The sequence below is a fragment of the Pedobacter cryotolerans genome (genome assembly GCF_005116475.1).
In the GTDB taxonomy this organism is placed as follows: domain Bacteria; phylum Bacteroidota; class Bacteroidia; order Sphingobacteriales; family Sphingobacteriaceae; genus Pedobacter; species Pedobacter cryotolerans.
In genome coordinates, this window is the sequence record NZ_SWBO01000004.1 from 196,832 (window position 1) to 215,194 (window position 18,363).

At 32.7% G+C, this 18,363-nt stretch carries 14 protein-coding genes; 3 read left to right on the plus strand and 11 right to left on the minus strand.

Annotated features, from left to right (window positions below):
* The first annotated feature begins 48 nt into the window (after positions 1 to 48).
* Positions 49 to 1,494: an ATP-dependent DNA helicase gene (locus tag FA045_RS08735; protein WP_136876581.1), complete on the plus strand. Its 1,446-nt coding sequence runs from the start codon at positions 49 to 51 to the stop codon at positions 1,492 to 1,494.
* A gap of 18 nt (positions 1,495 to 1,512) precedes the next feature.
* On the opposite strand, the gene FA045_RS08740 is transcribed toward FA045_RS08735, so the two are convergent.
* From FA045_RS08740 to FA045_RS08750, 3 genes are all read right to left on the minus strand, one after another.
* Positions 1,513 to 2,838 (minus strand): sensor histidine kinase, encoded by a 1,326-nt coding sequence (locus FA045_RS08740; RefSeq protein WP_136876583.1) that lies wholly within the window; start codon positions 2,836 to 2,838, stop codon positions 1,513 to 1,515.
* A gap of 260 nt (positions 2,839 to 3,098) precedes the next feature.
* Complete coding sequence (locus FA045_RS08745) at positions 3,099 to 3,296, minus strand: cold-shock protein (RefSeq protein WP_136876585.1); 198 nt, start codon at positions 3,294 to 3,296, stop codon at positions 3,099 to 3,101.
* A 211-nt stretch (positions 3,297 to 3,507) separates the two neighbouring features.
* On the minus strand, positions 3,508 to 4,353 hold the full coding sequence (locus tag FA045_RS08750) for a CvfB family protein (RefSeq protein ID WP_136876587.1): 846 nt from the start codon (positions 4,351 to 4,353) through the stop codon (positions 3,508 to 3,510).
* Positions 4,354 to 4,511: 158 nt separating this feature from the next.
* On the opposite strand from FA045_RS08750, the gene FA045_RS08755 reads away from it, so the two are divergent.
* Complete coding sequence (locus FA045_RS08755; RefSeq protein WP_136876589.1) at positions 4,512 to 5,114, plus strand: LURP-one-related/scramblase family protein; 603 nt, start codon at positions 4,512 to 4,514, stop codon at positions 5,112 to 5,114.
* Between the two features lie 144 nt (positions 5,115 to 5,258).
* Entirely contained in the window at positions 5,259 to 5,417 is a 159-nt protein-coding gene (locus FA045_RS18855) for a hypothetical protein (protein ID WP_169305037.1), read from the plus strand.
* An 8-nt stretch (positions 5,418 to 5,425) separates the two neighbouring features.
* Here FA045_RS18855 and FA045_RS08760 read toward each other — a convergent pair whose 3' ends face one another.
* The 8 genes from FA045_RS08760 to FA045_RS08795 form a co-directional block, all read right to left on the minus strand.
* Positions 5,426 to 5,848, minus strand: coding sequence for a DUF983 domain-containing protein (locus FA045_RS08760; protein WP_136876591.1), 423 nt, complete (start codon positions 5,846 to 5,848; stop codon positions 5,426 to 5,428).
* Entirely contained in the window at positions 5,826 to 6,722 is an 897-nt protein-coding gene (locus tag FA045_RS08765) for a helix-turn-helix domain-containing protein (RefSeq protein WP_136876593.1), read from the minus strand. The genes FA045_RS08760 and FA045_RS08765 overlap by 23 nt, the downstream gene beginning before the upstream one ends.
* Before the next feature lie 353 nt (positions 6,723 to 7,075).
* Positions 7,076 to 8,449 carry an exonuclease domain-containing protein gene (locus FA045_RS08770; protein WP_136876595.1) on the minus strand — a complete coding sequence of 458 codons (1,374 nt, stop codon included), beginning with the start codon at positions 8,447 to 8,449 and terminating at the stop codon, positions 7,076 to 7,078.
* Positions 8,450 to 8,925: 476 nt separating this feature from the next.
* Positions 8,926 to 9,399, minus strand: coding sequence for a phosphatase PAP2 family protein (locus FA045_RS08775; RefSeq protein ID WP_169305038.1), 474 nt, complete (start codon positions 9,397 to 9,399; stop codon positions 8,926 to 8,928).
* Between the two features lie 270 nt (positions 9,400 to 9,669).
* On the minus strand, positions 9,670 to 10,245 hold the full coding sequence (locus tag FA045_RS08780) for a hypothetical protein (RefSeq protein ID WP_136876599.1): 576 nt from the start codon (positions 10,243 to 10,245) through the stop codon (positions 9,670 to 9,672).
* Complete coding sequence (locus FA045_RS08785) at positions 10,242 to 10,526, minus strand: hypothetical protein (protein WP_136876601.1); 285 nt, start codon at positions 10,524 to 10,526, stop codon at positions 10,242 to 10,244. Before FA045_RS08785 ends, FA045_RS08780 begins: the two co-directional genes overlap by 4 nt.
* Positions 10,527 to 10,605: 79 nt before the next feature.
* Positions 10,606 to 16,971: an alpha-2-macroglobulin family protein gene (locus FA045_RS08790; RefSeq protein WP_136876603.1), complete on the minus strand. Its 6,366-nt coding sequence runs from the start codon at positions 16,969 to 16,971 to the stop codon at positions 10,606 to 10,608.
* 46 nt (positions 16,972 to 17,017) lie between these two features.
* Positions 17,018 to 18,343, minus strand: coding sequence for an MFS transporter (locus FA045_RS08795; RefSeq protein ID WP_136876605.1), 1,326 nt, complete (start codon positions 18,341 to 18,343; stop codon positions 17,018 to 17,020).
* Positions 18,344 to 18,363 lie beyond the last annotated feature (20 nt).

The window sequence follows — 18,363 nt, forward strand, 5'->3', positions numbered from 1 at the left end:
TGGCAAAAATAACTTTTTTCTATAACATTACCATTGCATCTTTGTGAAATGGATAAAGTGAACCTTATTGCCCAATCATATCCTTTCGAGCCTACAGCCGAACAGCTGATTTTTTGCAGCAAAGTCACCTCATTTTTAACCCAAAAGGAAACGTATAAAAGTTTTATTTTAAGAGGTTATGCAGGTACAGGTAAAACAACATCAGTTGCAGCATTGGTTAAAGCCTTACCATTTTTTAATGTTAAAGTAGTGTTATTAGCGCCAACAGGTAGGGCGGCAAAAGTAATTAGTAATTATACGGGTAAAACAGCGCTAACCATCCATAAAAAAATATACAGAAAACGTAGTGCAGTTGCTACCGAAATGGCTTATCAGCTTGCGCCAAACTTGGCAGAAAACACACTATTTATTGTAGATGAAGCATCGATGATTGCCGATGAATGGAATCCGCAAAACGGTTCATCATTTTTAAAAGATTTGATTGAGTTTGTCTATCAACCTGCGCCCACAGGAAAAGATAAAAATTGCTCATTATTATTTGTTGGCGATACAGCTCAGCTTCCGCCAGTTGGTAGTTTAGATAGCCCAGCATTAAACGAAAAATATTTGGTTGATAAATTTGGATTGCAAGTTACTGCTGTTGAGTTAAAAGAAGTGGTTAGGCAAGAGAAAAAATCGGGTATTTTGGCAAATGCAACCATGCTTAGGAAACTGATAAATGATTACAATGATGACAAAAAAATATTACCAAAATTTTTAACCAAGAGTTACAAAGATATTTTTAGCATGACGGGCATTAAATTGGTTGAAGGGTTAGAGTATGCTTACAGTAAATTTGGAATAGAAAATAGCTTAGTTGTATGTAGATCTAATAAATCGGCAAATGTTTACAATAATCAAATTAGAGCCAGATTATTGTATCGTGATGAGGAATTGAGTGGGGGCGATCAAATTATGGTTGTGCGTAATAATTATTTTTGGTTGCCAGAAAACCCCAAAGCTGCTTTTATTGCCAATGGCGATATGGCGAAAATTACACGAGTACGCCGTGAAGAAGAGCGTTACGGGTTACGATTTGCAGAAGTTAACCTCGAGTTTTTAGACTTTCCAGAAATTGGAACTGTAACCTGTAAAGTAATTTTAGATACCTTACAAGCCGAAACACCTAATTTACCTTACGAAAAAAGCAAACAAATGTTTGAGGGTTTAATGTTAGATTACGATCATTTAAATAGTAAACGTGAAAAAATGCAGGCTATAAAAGACGACCCATATTACAACGCTTTACAAATTAAGTTTGCCTATGCAGTTACTTGCCATAAAGCACAAGGTGGCCAATGGGATGCTGTTTTTGTAGACCAAGGTTATTTAACCGATGAAATGATTGATATAGATTTTTTAAGGTGGCTTTATACTGCTTTAACAAGAGCAAAAAGAGAACTTTTTCTGGTTAATTTTGCACAAAATCTTTTCGCTACAAATCAATCAGAATAACAAAATAATAGCTCCATTTTATACAATTGGCAATAAAATGGTAAATGCAGTACCTTCATTTTCTTTACTTTTCATTAAAAGCTTACCACCATGTTGTTCTACAATTTTTTTACTAATGTGTAATCCTAAGCCTAAAGATTTTTCACCTTTTAAACCTTTTCGTCCAGAAGTAGAGAATTTATTAAACACATGTTTTTGTAATGGCTTTGGTATACCTATTCCAAAATCTTTAACTACAATGCAAATATTTTCTCCATGAGGTAAAAGATCAACTTCTATAGGTTTGTCGTCTACAGAAAACTTTAAAGCGTTGGTAATCAAGTTATCTAAAACTCTTTCTATCTTAGAGCTATTAATTTTAACTAAACCCTTATCCAGCTTTTTAAATGAAATTTCTCTAATAGTATTCATCCTCCACTTTTTGATGAAGTTATCTAAATATGCAGAAATCTCTATTGTTTCTGTATTTAAAACAGGTTCATCTGGGCTAACTGCCTGAACTAAATCATTGATAATTTCCTTCGCTTGTTTTGCCGAAGCATTTATCATTTCAACTTCTTCTTTTGCTTTTTCTTCTGCTGTTAACAATTGACTTAAAAATTCGATGTTATTTATAGGTCCTCTTAAATCATGAGCTACAAAAGCTAAAATTTCATTTTTCTGAGTGTTCAATTTTTCAATTTCTATAGTTTTCTCTTCTAACATTTTTAATCGTACAAAATGCTGAGACTTAAAGTAATAACTATATCTAGAAAATGAAATTAAAATCGATCCTAAAACAATTGAAGCCACTAAGTTTAACATTTGGTCTTGAAATGTTGGCTTTGGCATCACCATGCTGAAATAAAAAACAAAAACTATGAAAGTTGAAATGGCAATAATTTCTTTGTATTCTAAAGAGAAAAACAAACTCACTGTAACAATTCCAATTAAAAACATGGTTAATGTATTTTTGGTATTGTGCTGAGATACTACATAACTTACGCCAAGTGTAATTAATAATACATATATTACAAAAAGCAAGGTAATGGTTTTGCCTATTTTGTAATTTAAGTTTCGTTTATTTAATGCCCAACGGCTTAACAAATAAAACACAAGAGCACCACCCATTTGTACCCAGTTTCCTAGCGAATGCTCATCGTAGTTTATAATTAAAACGGTTTTTTCTTTAAAAATTAAGCCAATTAATCTAATTAATATGGTGATGATAAAAATCGTCATACTTAATGCCTTAACCTGTTTTAGGTTGGCAGTGGTGTAAAATTTTTTAAACTCACCTATAAATTGTAGAGGAGTTTTATAGCTAAAAAGAGTTAACAATACAGGATGATTAAAGGGTTTCAAAATAACATAATTTAATTGGAATATTCAACTATTTTGAAAGCAAATGCCTGCAAATAAAAAAGATAGCCCAACTTTACGCTATAGTACCGATGCCTTCGGCTATATCGGTAGCTGCCGCTGCAATTTGGTTTAAAATGCAAGGCTTGTACAATTATTAAAGTTTTAATAGCATGATTTAAAAACCAATTTATACTCAAAAAGCCATTATCCCTTCGGTAATGGCTTTTTTGCATCAAATAAATAAATAAATTTTTTATTACTTATCCTACTACTTTTACGTTTTCAGCTTCTGGACCTTTTTTTCCTTCTTTTACTTCATACTCAACAACTTGTCCTTCTTGTAAAGATCTTGTGCCTCCTAAAGCAGAGTGGTGACAAAAAATATCTTTACCACCTTCTTCTGGGGTAATGAAACCAAAACCTTTTGCATCATTAAACCATTTTACTGTACCTGTCATAACTTCTTTTTATTAAATTAAAAAGTGAAGATAACAATTTCAATATAAAAGGTTAAATTATTTTCGCACTATTACAATTTAATCACTTTAAATTAAAACAAAAGGTACGCTCGGTAAAGCCGAACCTCACAAAAAAACACCCTTGAGTAGAAAAAACACTATCTAATACACACTTAAATACCTGAAATAGGTTGTTTTAGTAACAAAAATTTTAATCAGCCAAATGATCAACAACGATTTTAATTTCATTGTCGCTCACAGTAATTCTACGTTCCTTATATAAACCTCCAATTGCTTTTTTAAACGCACTTTTACTAATTTGGAAACGATCATAAATTTCATCTGGTGTGCTTTTATCACCAAGCTCAATTGTGCCTCCGCATTCTTTTAATTCTTTTAATATTACTTCTTTCGAATCAAGTATATGGCCAAAACCAGTGGGTTGTAAGGTTAAATCAATTTTACCTTCTACACGTACCTTTTTAATCCAACCTTTTCTTCTTTCGCCAGGTTTTAAATTGGCAAATAGCTCGTTATGGTAAAGTAAACCTATATTTTTATCGTTAATAATGGCATTGTAACCTAAATCGGTTTTTTCGGTTATTAACAAACTTACTTCATCACCTTCATCAAAATCAAAATCCTCTTCTTCAATAAATTTATCTAACCTAGATGAGGCAAGCATTCTATTATTTGTTTCATCTAAATAAACATACACAGCATAACTTTCACCAATTTCCATCATGCGTTTTTGCTCGCGGGTAGGTACATAAATGTCTTTACCAATGCCCAAATCTAAATAGGCTCCATCGTCGTTAGCATCAACAACAGTTAAAAAAGCAAAATCATCAACTTCAGCAAATGCTTGTTGTGTTGTTGCAATGGTGTTACCATCCTTATTAACAAAAACAAAAACTTTAATGTTATCTCCTAGTTCTATGTTAGTTGGTACGTGTTGGTAGGGTAATAAAATTTCTCTATCTCCATCGCTTAAACTTAAGCCATCACTATTTTTCGCAACAATTCTTAGGTCGTTGTATTTTCCAATTTCTATCATTTTTTAATTTTCAGTTAAGCCATTTTCTTCAATGGCTATTAAATTTTCTTAGCGCAAAGTTACATAAACTTTATGAGGTAAAAAGGTAGTAGATATACAGCTCAATGAATTAAAAATTAATAGCTTTACTTCATATTTACCATATAAAAACTAAATTAATGAGTCAGTTAATACCAACATTTTTTCTTGGCGATGAATATTTTATCGATGAGAAGGTGAATCTTTTAAAGTTCACAAATGAATATAAAGTGTATAATGAACAAGGTGCTCAAATTGGAGTAATTAAGCAGCGGATGAGTGGTTGGCATAAAGCCTTAACCTTGCTAATTAACAAAGCTATGATGCCATTTCAGTTGGAAATTACGGATACAAATAATCAACTACAGGCAACTATTTCTAGAGGTTGGACATTTTGGATGTCAAAAATTGTAGTTACTGATCCGAGCGGAACAGAAATAGGGCATATTAAACAGAAATTTAAATTTTTTAAACCTACTTTTTTAATCAACGATCCGGCTAGTGGCGAAAATATTGCCCAAATAACTGGCGATTGGAAAGCTTGGAATTTCACCATTACTAATCCCGCTGGTGCAGAAATGGGAAAAATTAGCAAAAAATGGGCAGGAGCAGTTAAAGAAATTTTTACGAGTGCAGATAAGTATAATGTTTCTATAGATCCGAATTATGCAGAGAATAACAGAAAAGTAGCTATTGTAGCCACAGCTATTACTATTGATATGGTTTTAAAAGAAAGTAAATAGTTGAAATTGTGTTATTTTAATCTATCAATCCTTGTTGAGCATCTTCAACAAGGATTTTTTTTAAGCGAAATTTATACTTGTCTATAATCTATGAAAACTATTCTTTATCGAATTTGTTTTAAATAACGATTAAACTTGATAATTATGAATTCATTAAATCCATCATCACAAAACATTAATCAGAAAAGTAAGAAACCTGTAAAAGAACCTCAAAGTGCTCACGCATCGCCTGTTGTAGAGACCTATATAAAAAACCGCAATAAAAAAGCCGAAAAACAGATTAAAAATCAAAGCTCACACTAAGCCAAATATTAATTGTTTTTACTGCGTTCTGGTTCATAGTTTAAACCTGGCGATAACCAATACAATAAAATCATTCTTGAATAACGGTAATTGAACGGCGAAAATACTAAAGTAGTACCAAAGAGTAAAGCTACAAAGTACCATAAATTCTCATAATCTAATTTTAGCCCGAATATGTAAGCGGCCACACTTACGGTTACCATTTCGGCTACATTCATGGCGTAACTTACAAACATAGCCACATAAAAATAACCAGGCTCACGTTCAAATTTTAGCTTGCAATGCGGACAAAATTCATTCATCTGCTGTACTTTAAAGCCATAAGTTGGACCGCTAAAAGTATTACCAACCCTACATCTTGGGCATTTAGCTTTAGTAAATGCACTCCACTGAGATAATCTTATATTTTTATTTTCTTGTATTGTTGACATGATTGTTGGTGTTTAATTTTCTGAATTTTTCTGGGGTAATTCCTTCGTATTTTTTAAAAAATTTGATGAAATAAGATTGATCGTCAAAATTTAGTTTGTCTGCTATTTCTGAAACCATTAGATCTAAATTTATGAGTAATCTTTTTGCTTCTAAAATTACCCTTTGTCTAATTAATGTGCCTGCAGAGATGCCTAAAAAATCATTACATAAAGCATTTAAATGGTTGGGCGTTATGTATAAAAGTGCAGCATATTGTTTTGGTAAGCGTAAATTGGTAAAATTCTGCTCAATTAAATTTTGGAAACTCTTTAGCAAAGTATGATTGTAAAGGTTATTGGTTAGGTTTTGATTGCTTGAAGAATTTCTTGAAACTTCAATAAATAACCTCAGTAATAAAGTTTTCACTAAATCGTCTTCTGCTGTAAGTTCGGTATGCCCTTCTCTTAAAATATCTTCAAAAATAGCAGTAATTTTTTGCTGCGTTTCTATTGGCAGTTCAATAACCTGTTGGTTAGTTTTACCGCTAAAAAAACTAAATTTAGCTAAGTAATCCTGATTTAGAAGGAATGAACTCAAATAATTTGTAGAGAAATTGATGATAAATCCTTCTGGCTCGGTCTCAAAATCCCAACTATGCACTTGGCCGGGTATCATAAAATAAATCAATCCGGGTTTTACATCGTAGGTATTAAAATCTATTTGTTGCTTGCCACTCCCATCGGTAAAAAATACCAAATGATAAAAAGTATGCCGGTGAGCAGTATGCAAATGTTGATGTTCTTTAGCATAATGACGAAACCTGCTTACTAAAATATCATCATTTTTGTAAGCTTTAAGGTTATTGATCTCATAAATGGGAATACCAGATTTCATCTTACAAAAGTACCATTTAAAATGTGGTTTAAAATGGTATAATCTTTAGATAAAATGGTGCTATTTACTGATGATGATGTTTTTGAGAATAGGAAATCATAAAATTCTAGAAGAATTAAATTTGGTAGATTCGTCCTGCTCAGCTTCCCGAAGTAAATTTTGGACACGTGACTGGGCATCGTAATGCATTAGATATGATGTGATTTTTATTTTTCTATTGCATTACGATTCCCGTTTTCACGGGAATGACGACCGTTGGAATATTCTGCTAATAAGTTTTGAAGTTCAATAATGATACATACCCTTATAAACATTTCTCTAAAAAGTGAATTAAAAAGTCTTGTTGAGTAATACTAAACTAAAGAAATTATTTTTTGAGGGAATTGTGAGCTGTGGGATAATATCATATTCATGATATAATCATTTGATGGGTAAGGTGTAATGGCAGATTTTAAGGTTTCGGTATCATTAATGTCTACATAGTCTGAAATATAGCCCATACCGTAAAATTTACCTTTTTCTATCCATAAACAACTTTTCTCATCTTCTGTTCTGCCTTCATCAATTAAAGCAAATGATGGTAATAAATCTTGCAATGCTTTAATTGCCCTCTTAACTCTAAAGTTATATACTGCAGTGGTTTCTAAACCTACACATGCACCTTGGCAAGTACCCAACTCATGGCCAGTACAGGCAAGCTTAGTAGTTTGTATAAAGCACAATTTTTCGCAAAGCTGATGATCTGTAGCTATAGTGCGTAAAAGTTGATGCCCTTCTAGAAGATTATTAAAACTATATAAAACCGAACCATTTTTTCGGTATTTATCTATCCCTAGTCTGATATAACCATTTTGATCTTCGAAAAAATAGAGCGAATATTTCTGCTCAAAACGTTTCATGGCTCTATTGTTCTCTGGCCACAGCTTTTTAATTTCTGCAGCTTCTAAAATAAAGGCCATTAATTCTGTTCCGCAGGTATTAAAATCTATGCTGTGAATGCTTTTTAGAAAGTTTTGTCGTTGTAAACTGCTGCTGTTGCCACTAAAATGTGTACAAACTCTTTTCTTTAACTGTTTTGCTTTACCTACGTAAACCACTTTACCTTTTTCATCTTTAAAATAATAAACGCCAGGTGTATTGGGTAGTTTGTCAATTTCTGAGCGATGCAAGTTTGGAGGCAATGTTTGCTCTTTTGAAGTCTTTTTTAACGTATCTCTAATTAAATTAGCTTCGTCTTTTGCAATTAGCATACCTAATAAAATAGCGGTAGCATCGGCATCTCCGCCAGCACGGTGCCTATTGTTTAGCAAAATGCCTAAAGAATTACAGAGTTTACCCAAACTATAAGAACCAAAACCCGGAAAAATCTTTCTGCTTAATCTTACCGTACAAAGTTTTTTAACGTTAAGTGTGTAGCCGCAAGCATCTAAATGATGACGAACAAAAGAATAATCGAAATTTACATTATGTGCAACAAAGGTTTTATCTTTCAGTAAATTGTAAATCTCAGCAGCTACACTCCTAAAATCAGGTGCGTCGGCTACCATTTGGTTATCAATACCTGTAAGTGCTTGTATATGTATAGGAATATGTTGGTGCGGGTTAATTAAAGTTTCGTAACTATCTATAACTCTTTCTCCATCGTGTATTTTAATGGCAATTTCGGTAATGCCATGTGCTGCTGCATAGCCTCCTGTGGTTTCAATATCTACAACTGCGTACAACATATTATTTAATTGTAGCGACAAATGTATACTAAAATTGTTAGTAATACAAGTTGTTTTTTGTCTGTTTTAAACTTATAATTAATGGTTTTGGTGGGTTGCTAATTTTAATAGTAGCAATAAATTTTGTTTATTAAACTTGATTGCAGCGGTACATCCCGATCCGATTTTTCATCGGTTGGGAGTTTAGCGGAAAGCAAGGCTTACGTTTATAGTAGCATTTGTTTGGCTTTTCCATAAAAAAAATACACCCTGATATAATAAAATGAAAAACTAATCGTCTATATAGATGAGAGCGTTAATTTAGATGACGGCGATAGGACTTAGGTTTTATCGCCGTCTCTTTTTTTAAGAACATATTTTTAAAGGTTTATTCTCTAAAGTTGTAAGTAAATAATTCTGCTAAACAATAAAATAGGTTTTTGAACGCTTTTATATATGAGAGCGTTAATTTAGATGACGGGGATAAGACTAAAGTTTTATTCCCGTTTCTTTTTGAAATAAAAATAGCAGATTGGATAAAGGCAAATTAATCCCAAAATAAAGCCTCCAATAGTGTCGCTAAGCCAATGTGCGCCTAAATAAACTCTAGAAAAAGGTATTAAAAGCATTAAAAAAAGTGAAATGTAAGTTACAGTTTGCCTAATGCTATTGGGTATGCTTTTAAGGTTTTTCATTAGTATAATGATAAAGCCGAAAAATAAAATATAAGACATTACATGCCCACTGGGGAAACTTTGAAAACGATTAATTTCTACCAAACGAACATAAAATTCTGTAGGCCTTGGTCTGTTGATGATATTTTTTATACCTAGAATAACTAATCCAGAAGACAAAATTGAAGTAATGAAATAAGCCTCATGGCGGAATTTGGCAATAAAAAATATACTTGCTACAATTAAAACCATAATGAGCGACCATGGTAACTCTCCAAAAAAACTAATGCCTAGCATAATTTGATCTAGAATAGGAGATTGTATTTTTTGAACAAATAGAGAAATTTGAACATCTAAATTAGGTACTGGGTGCTTTGTAACCAGAAAACTTAAAATGATGAATGAAATAACAAGCGCAAAAAATGAAAAGATTAAAAAACTACGATTTAGGCGCATTGTAAATTCTACTAGGTTTAATGTGAAAAACTAATATAGGATTTAGTAAAGATTTTTGAAAATAAAAAATGCCTTAGCTTTTGACTAAGACACCTAGAGAGGGTTTGATTATTATTTTGCATTATTCCACACATCTGGTGGGATGGCATCTTCGCATGGGCATTTCGTTTTGTTGATGATAATTTGTTTAATGGATAAAGCTATTTTTGTAGCGTAATCTATAAATCCTTCGTCGTTCATTGTGCTTTTAGCCATTGCGGCAGCGGCACAAAACGACCACAATTGAGCGTCCTTTTTATCAGTCTGCATTTTTGCCTTATACTGTTCTGCTAATGCGTAATATTTTTTAAATTGAGCTGAACTAGCAACATCACTGCTATTGGTAAGTTTTAAAGTATATCTGCTGTTATTCACACTGGGTTTAAATGTCTGAATTGTGGCTGCATCTTTAACCTCAATTCTATAATCTACATTATTACGAGCGTGTACATAAGAGTATATATTTGGGGCAACCTTTTTATAGATAGATGTTAAGTTTGGCTCTATAAGTGTTAAACTGGTTTCACCGAAATTAATAGTTACGGTATAATAACCATCATCGGTAATGTATTGACCTGAAGTTAAGTTAATTTGTGCTTTAGCAAATGCCGAGATACAAATCAGCAATCCAAAAATTAACGCTCTCATGGACATTGTCTTTTTCTTCTTTCTGCTTCTGCAAAATTGTTTGCATCGTTACACCCATAAGTTCTGGCGTAATATTCCCAATTTGATTTACAAGAAGCAGATAAACGATTTGGAATTTGAATGGTGTTTTTTCTTCCAGTAGGGCAAGTGTAGCTGTAAGTATAAGTCGTCTTGTCTACTACTTGCTCTTCTTCTTCTGGTTCTGCTTCTAAAAGTTCGCAACCGCCAATTAGTAATGGTAATGCCATTGCCATTAGTAAGAATTTTTTTGCTTGGTTCATTTTGATTTTTCTTTTAAGTTAAAGGTTCCTCAAAACTAGTCCTCTTTTTAAGTTAATTCAATACCAATAAATGAGTATTTTACTTCACCATAACTCTTACTCCTTCACTATTTGTTGTAAATTCGGGCGCATACATACTTTGTAGCGTAGTAATGCCATTGCTAAAATTACCACTATGCGTTACCCTCAATTCGTATTCAAAAACATAAGTTCCTTTACGTAAATAGCTGATGAAAAAGTTTGTACTTGCATCTTTTGTACTTTCATAATACCCTAAACCATCTTGATATTTGTAACGAGAAATTACATTAACAGGCTCAAAACTAGAAGAGCGCATGTCTTTTAAATGTATGTATTCCATGTCTCTATCGCTGTAAATTTCGATGCGTACTTTTAGCAAATCGCCAGGTTTTAATACGTTTGTTGGTGTTAATGGTGTTAACAAATTTCCTTTTACGGTAGTATTTTGTATAAATAGCTGTTTCTTAATTTTAACGCCAGTATTTGCAGGTGTAATTTTATCTAATTGTTCGAAATATTGCCAGTATAAAGCGCCCCAACCAATACTTTTATTATTATTTTTAATTTCAACCTTTGCCATTTCTGGTTTTATATCGGCTCCGTTAATATTTATTTTTTGATAACCAGTACCAGCTTCTTTTGGCGAATTTGCAAAGCCTAATTGTGCAATAGTTTGGTTTCCTATTTTAATTTCTGGGTCTTTATTTTCTGATAAAATATCGTAACCCTTCATTAAAAGCGCATAACAAGCGGCAGCGGTAGCTTTGGTAGTTTTCCAATCGTTGGTTTGTTTATTTTTAAGCAACCAAATTTTCATTTCCTCAACTGCTTTATTATCCGAAGCCACTTCGTCGAATGCTTCAATTAATAAAGACTGGGTTTCTATCGGATTTTGATACCACCACCATCCACTTGTATTTTTAGACCAGTACATACCCATTTCATCGCTTTGCTGTGCAGTTTGTTTTAGTAGGGTAATAATTTTAGCTGGTTCTATTTTATTTCCATTTCGGTGTAAAACTAAAGCAGTTTGTGCCAATTGATAGCTGTCGAATGTTTTCCAGTTTGTTGCTATTTTATTGGTGTAGTATTCTTTTGCTTTAGTAAAATCAGTGTTTTTGTTAATCTGGTTTGTATAACTTCTCGCAAAAAGATAATGTAATTGTAAGTAACCAAATCGCTTTCCAGATAGTTCATTTTTGTAATCGTTAACCAACTGCTTGTCTAAATAAATAATCGCTTTATTGAGCACAATATTCAGGTTTGGATAAGCTTTTTCGTCAATTAATTTTAGCTTTTTGAGCTGACCAATGCCTAAAACAATATGTTGAGTAATGTATCTATTGCCTTCCATGCCTGTAAACCACGGAAAAGAACCATCGGCGTACTGCATTTTTTCTAACTTTTCGAAATTGCTTTTCAATTCATAAGTCATTCTGTTTAAGTCGAATAAATTAGCTAATCTTTTTTTACGTTCAGTTTCGTTATTGGCATTTCTAACCCAAGGTGTTTCTTCTAATAAAATTGATTTTAGTTCAGGGTTTTTCTCCAAGTTTGATAGAAGTGCTTCGCCATTGTTGGTGCTTTGCCATTGTTTAAAAACGTCAGCAATTTTTGGTGAACTATTGATAATACCAGTTGCAAAACTATTGGCATAAAAACGACTAAAAGTTTGCTCTGCACATTCGTAAGGATATTCCATTAAGTAGGGTAGTGCTTGTATGGCATACCAAACAGGGTTAGCCGTAAATTCGAATGTTAATGCCTGATTGCGTAAAGTAGTAGATGAACCTGAGTTCAACAGTTTATCCATCGTAAACGTTTTGCTGGTATTAGCTCTAACGTTAATCGGCATACTCTCTGTTACCAACATGGTATTTGGTAAAACCGGAATAGTCATTTCTTCGCCATCGCTAAATTTTCCGCTTTGTGCTACAATTTTATAAGTAACTGCACTAATTCCTGTCGGGATAATCAAGTTCCATTTTAAAACGCTATTGCCATCATTTTCAAGCTCGAAGTTTTGATTTAAATTTTCGTTAAGTGCTAAAATTTGAATTGGTTTTCCTGTTAAGGCATTTTTTAATTCTAATAAAGCATCGCCTTTTAAACTTTTACCAGAAAGGTTATTAAGTTTAGCACTAAATAAAATGGTATCGCCTTCGCGGAAAAAGCGTGGTGCATTTGCCGAAATAGACAATTGTTTTTGGGTAATTAATTCGTTTGTAACAGTTGCAGTTTTTAAATCTTTGGTGTGGGCAAAACCCATCATTTTGTAGCGAGTTAATGATTGTGGTATGGTAAATTCGATATTGATTTCGCCGTTTTCATTCGTTTTTAATTGAGGATAAAAGAAAGCGGTTTCGTTGAAGTTGGTACGGGGTATTATGGTCGATTTTCTATAAATGGGTTTCCCATTGACCATTTCAATTCCAGTTTTAGGGTCGTAACTTTCCATACTCATGAAATTGTAAACAGTGTTATCTTCTACTACAACTGCTTCAGTTTTTAGCCCAGCCTGTTTTGCTGGTAAACTATTGGTACCTCTTATTTTAATTTCTTGGGCTTGAACAGAACTCACAGCTCCAGTTATACTCTGTTTTTTCATAGGAGCACCATAACCAGTAACTACCACTTCATTTAGTGCGTTACCATCAGGAAACAACCTAAAATCTAACCTTTTCTTTTGTCCAACTTTTTGTTTTAATATTTTGTAGCCTAAACTGGTTATGGTTAATTCGTCGCCTGCTTTTGCATTAATGGTATAAATGCCTAAGTAATTTGTGCTGGTGCTTATTTTGCCAAATTTTACTATCGCTCCAGGTACTACATAACCTTGGTTATCAAACACAACACCATGTAAAACTTTGTCATTTTCCAGTTCTTTAAGTTTAACTTCGGCAGCGGCCGATAATCCTTTCATTGGTCTGTTTTGTATATTTTGAAGGTAATTTCTGTAGTTGTAATTATTACCACCGTAATAGTTGTAACCAAACAGGTTTAGTGTTTCATATTGCCTTACTTTAACACCATAATAGGGATGGTTTCTTGTAAACCAAAATTCGTTGCTATGAGCAAGTTGATTATTGTTAAATCTCCAAACATAGGTTTGATAATTATAAGTATTTCGCAAATTTTGGCTCCAACTCATTTGCCTAAAATCGTTTAAAGAAGCATCGTAAAGAGTAGCTACCATCTCGGCCATTTCTCTTTCGCCATTTTTATTACTAATCTGTAATTTCCAACTTTCTTTTTCGCCAGGTTGTAATTTATCTCTAAAAGTTAAAAACTTAACATCTAGCTGTTTGCTAAGGTTGTTGATGTAAATATTTTGCAAAGAATTGTAGGTTGTACCATTGCTTATCATGGTAAATTGTACTGCAAAAGCATCTTCGAAGTTTGCTTTAGCTGGAATTTTAATAATGGTTTGCTTAGGCGAAATTTTTACCCATACCTTTTCTACAATATTGTTTTTGTAATAAATTTCGTAAAAGGCTAAGCTATTTGGTGTTAAGCCGGCCAATCTAAAAACTGCACTTTCATTCGGTTCAATCAAATTGGTTTCAGCAACAATCCATTCTGTGTTTGTTTTAATTATTGCTGGTTTTTCTGTGTAAACAATTACATATTTTTCAATATTTAGCGTATCATTTGCTTCATTTTTTGCAGTAAATTTTACTTTGTAATATCCCGCAATTAAATCTTTGTGATTAACAATAAAAGCTCCTTTTCCTTTATCAGCGTTGCTGTTTTGGTTAAGCTGATTTTTAGAAATTGACCATTTCGCTAAATCAAATTCATTATTATAATCATCTGTAGGGAAAATTTTAATAAATTCATCTTTACTATAAGTATAATTTTCTGCGTAAAACGGACTTTTATTAGTCAATCGATTTGGAGTTTCTAATAAAAACCATTCGGCAGTTAAAGTAGCATTAATTGGAACGTTATTTAAATTGCTAACGTGAAAAGGAATTTTAGTCTCCTTGCTAGTTAAGAAGATAATTTGATCATTAGCAACTGATAAAGCCATATCTTTTTTACCAATGTTAATTGATGTTGATTTGGTTCTAGTTTCACCATTTAAATCGGTTATAGTTATCTCTATATCAAAAGCAAAATTGAACTTTTCATTAGGTGTTTTAGCTAAAAAATTAAAATCCCATTTACCGCCGTCCTTAGTAATAGTATTGCCAAAAGCAATTTGTTGTCTGTTGTAAATACTGCTTCCATAAATGAAATTGTTATCATAATAATTAATCCTATAATCGTATAGCGCTCTGCGAAATATTTTATAAGAAACTTTGGCGCTGTTAACCGAATAACCTGCAAAAGCCATAGCCTTACCACTTACGCTAACACTATCGTTTAATTTATACTTTCGGTTAAGTTCATCGAAAGCTACTTCAAAAGTTGGTCTTTTATATTCTTCTACTTGTACTTTAATGCTACCGTAAGCGGTTTGCAATTCCATTTGTCCGTTTAGTTTACCCATAGGGATAACAAAAGAGCCTTGAAAAGTGCCAAATTCATTAGTTTTTAGCGTTTTTTCTTCAATTTCTTTACCATTTACATCTTCAAAAGTAATGTCTATTTCTTCTCCTGGCAGGATTGTATTTTTATCGTTTTTGTAACCTATAAAAAGCCCTTTGTAAAAAATGGTTTGTCCGGGTCTGTAAATTGGTCTATCGGTAAATAAAATAACCTTTTGATCCTCCTCATCTTTGTTAGTTCGATAATTGTAATTGCTAATATTAACGTTTAAACTATCTTTATTTTGATAAACAATAGCGTTCGAAATGCCTTGTGTTTCATTAGTTGTAGCATAACCTAATTCGTTTGTTATTAATAGCTGCGAATTGATAAATACACCTTTATTGTTATATTTTCTTTGCTGAATTTTTGCCTCTTTAACTGCAGCACCTGTTGTATTATTTGCTACAAAATATTCATGCAAGTTATTGGCTAATAATCTATCGGTAACAGCTAAATTGGTTACTGTAAAGTTTGTGTAATTAATAATTTTACTGCTTTCGTTGCTGTTGGTGTTTTGAGCAATTAATAGATATTTACCAAAATCCAAACCATCAATTTTTGTAACCAAAGTATGTGATCTAAAATCTTTAGAATTAGGCACAACAATAAGCCATTTTTTGAGATGTTTATTTTGAGTTAAAAATTTAAAGAGATCTTCCTTATTGTCAAGTTCAGCTTCGGTTTGTTCGTCAATTGGTCTTTTATAAAGTTTAAAGTATACCGTATCCAAATTTTTATAAGTTATTAACAGTTGAGCAGCTTTATGTGGTTCTATGTTAGCTTTAGTTTGTAAACCTAATTCTGGGTATTTAATTCCCAAAATCATGTTCGATGCATTTTGTGCACCAATACTTTTTGGGTAAGCTATAACTGCTTTATTTGCTAAATTAACTGCTTTTATTAAGTGTTGGTTTAAGCTATCAGGTAGTAAATTATTTTTGTAAAGTGATGCTTGTTCGAATAAAATATCCGCATAAACCTCATTGTTTTTTGTTTGGTTGGCTAGTGTTTCTAACGCTTTAAAATACTGTTGTTTATCATCGTTTCTAAGCGAAATAAACTTTAATCTTCTCAAATCTGCATCGGCTGATGCCATTTCATTGCTAGGTTTAATTTTTAGTAGGTTTTTAAAAATTTGTAACGTACTGATGTAAAATGACGAACTATCATTTTTTGGAAGTTGAATATTTAAAAACACATTTCGCTCTGCAAACCAAATCGGATCGTTAAAATTTAAGCTTTCTTCTTCTGCTTGCGTAAGTGCAATTTGCGTATTTGTAAAAACATCAATTGCTCGGTGAGCCAATAAATCGTAAAGTGTTGGTCTAAAATTTCTGTTGTATTTATCTCCCGCCAAAACATGATCTAAAAAATCTACTTTGGTTTGTTGTAAAAGTTCAGGTTCACTAAGCGATGCTAAATATGTTTTGGTAATTTCTTCAATTAATTTTCTGGTAGACCAAGTATTGATATCATCGCCAATGTTGCCTTGTACGTTTGTTCTTTGTATAATTTTCCATTGGTTTTGTTGGTAAAATTTCCAATAACTTTCTGCCAATAAAGATTGTAAAATGCTCTTTTCTGGTTGTTTAGCCGTACTAATGTCTTTTCTTAGGTCGATTAAAATTTTGTCGAATGCGTTTTCTTCCAAATAACTTTGAAACATCATTCTATAAATAACAGATTTAATTAGCAATGCTGAATTGCCATCGGTTCTGGCCTGTAAATTAATCTTGTTTATTAATGCTAAAGCATCTTTTGGTTGCGCTTCTTTTGCAATAGAATCTACTTTGTAAAAATCATGTACAGTATAATTTTGCGCAAAACCAGTTAAATTATATACTACACATAAAATGATGAGCGCTAGGAGGCGTAAAATAGATTTCATAAGCAAGTTTTGTATGGAGATGGAATTTTTGTACAAATTCCATAAATTATGGTTTATTGATTAGATCTTTATCTAATTCAGATTTAATTTTAGTGTCTTTCATACTAATGTAAACTATCAGAGAGATAAAAATACAGGCTGTGATGTACCAATAATAATAATTTTCTTGGCCCATATCTTTTAGCCATAGGGCGATGTATTCTGCACTGCCGCCAAAAATAGCAACAGTTAATGCATAGGGCAAGCCCACCCCTAAAGCCCTAATTTCTGCCGGAAAAAGTTCTGCCTTTACAATAGCGTTGATGCTGGTATAACCGCTTACAATAATCAAAGCAAACATTAGTAGTAAAAATGCTTGCCATTGAGAAGTAGTTGTACTTAAAATGGTGAGTAATGGAACTGTGCAAACGGTGCCCAAAACTCCAAAACCAATAAGTAAAGGTTTTCTACCAATTTTATCAGACAATGCTCCAAAAACAGGCTGCAGACAAGCAAAAATGAATAACGTAGCGAAAGACATTAAGGTAGAATCTTCTTTGCTCATGCTCATGGTATTTACCAAAAACTTTTGCATGTAAGTGGTGTAGGTGTAGAAAGCCAAAGTGCCACCTAATGTTAAACCAACCACTTTAATCACCGCTTTTGGGTGTTTAAGCAAAGCTTTTATGGTTCCTTTTTTATCAGATGAGTGATTTTTTTGACTTTCGAAGGCCTCTGTTTCTTGCAGGTTTTTTCTGAGGTAAAGTGCTACAATAGCCAATATTGCGCCAACAACAAAAGGAATTCGCCAACCCCAATCATGCATTTGCGCATCGGTAAGTAGTACTTTTTGTAAAATCAATTGAATGCCCAATGCCAACAGCTGACCACCAATTAGCGTTACATATTGAAAACTAGAGTAGAAACCTCTACGGTTTTTTGAGGCCATTTCGCTTAAGTAGGTTGCCGAAACGCCATACTCGCCGCCCACACTTAAGCCTTGCAATAATCTAGCAGTTAATAATAGGATAGGAGCTACAATTCCAATGGTTTGGTAGGTTGGGATAAAAGCAATTAGTAATGAACCGAAAGACATCAGCAATACCGAAAACATCATCGATTTTTTACGACCAATTCGATCTGCCAAACGACCAAAGATATAACCACCCAAAGGCCTCATTAAAAATCCTAAAGCAAAAATCCCTGCTGTATTTAATAATTGCACAGTTGTATTTCCTTTCGGGAAAAATGAAGCTGAAAAGTAAATCGCAAAGGCCGAATATGCGTACCAATCGTACCATTCTACTAAATTGCCAATTGAGCCACCAAAAATTGCTTTCAATCTTTTGGATGAAATTTGATCTTCTGCTTTTTGATGAGTGGTTTGGTTCATTTATTTAATTAAATTTTTAG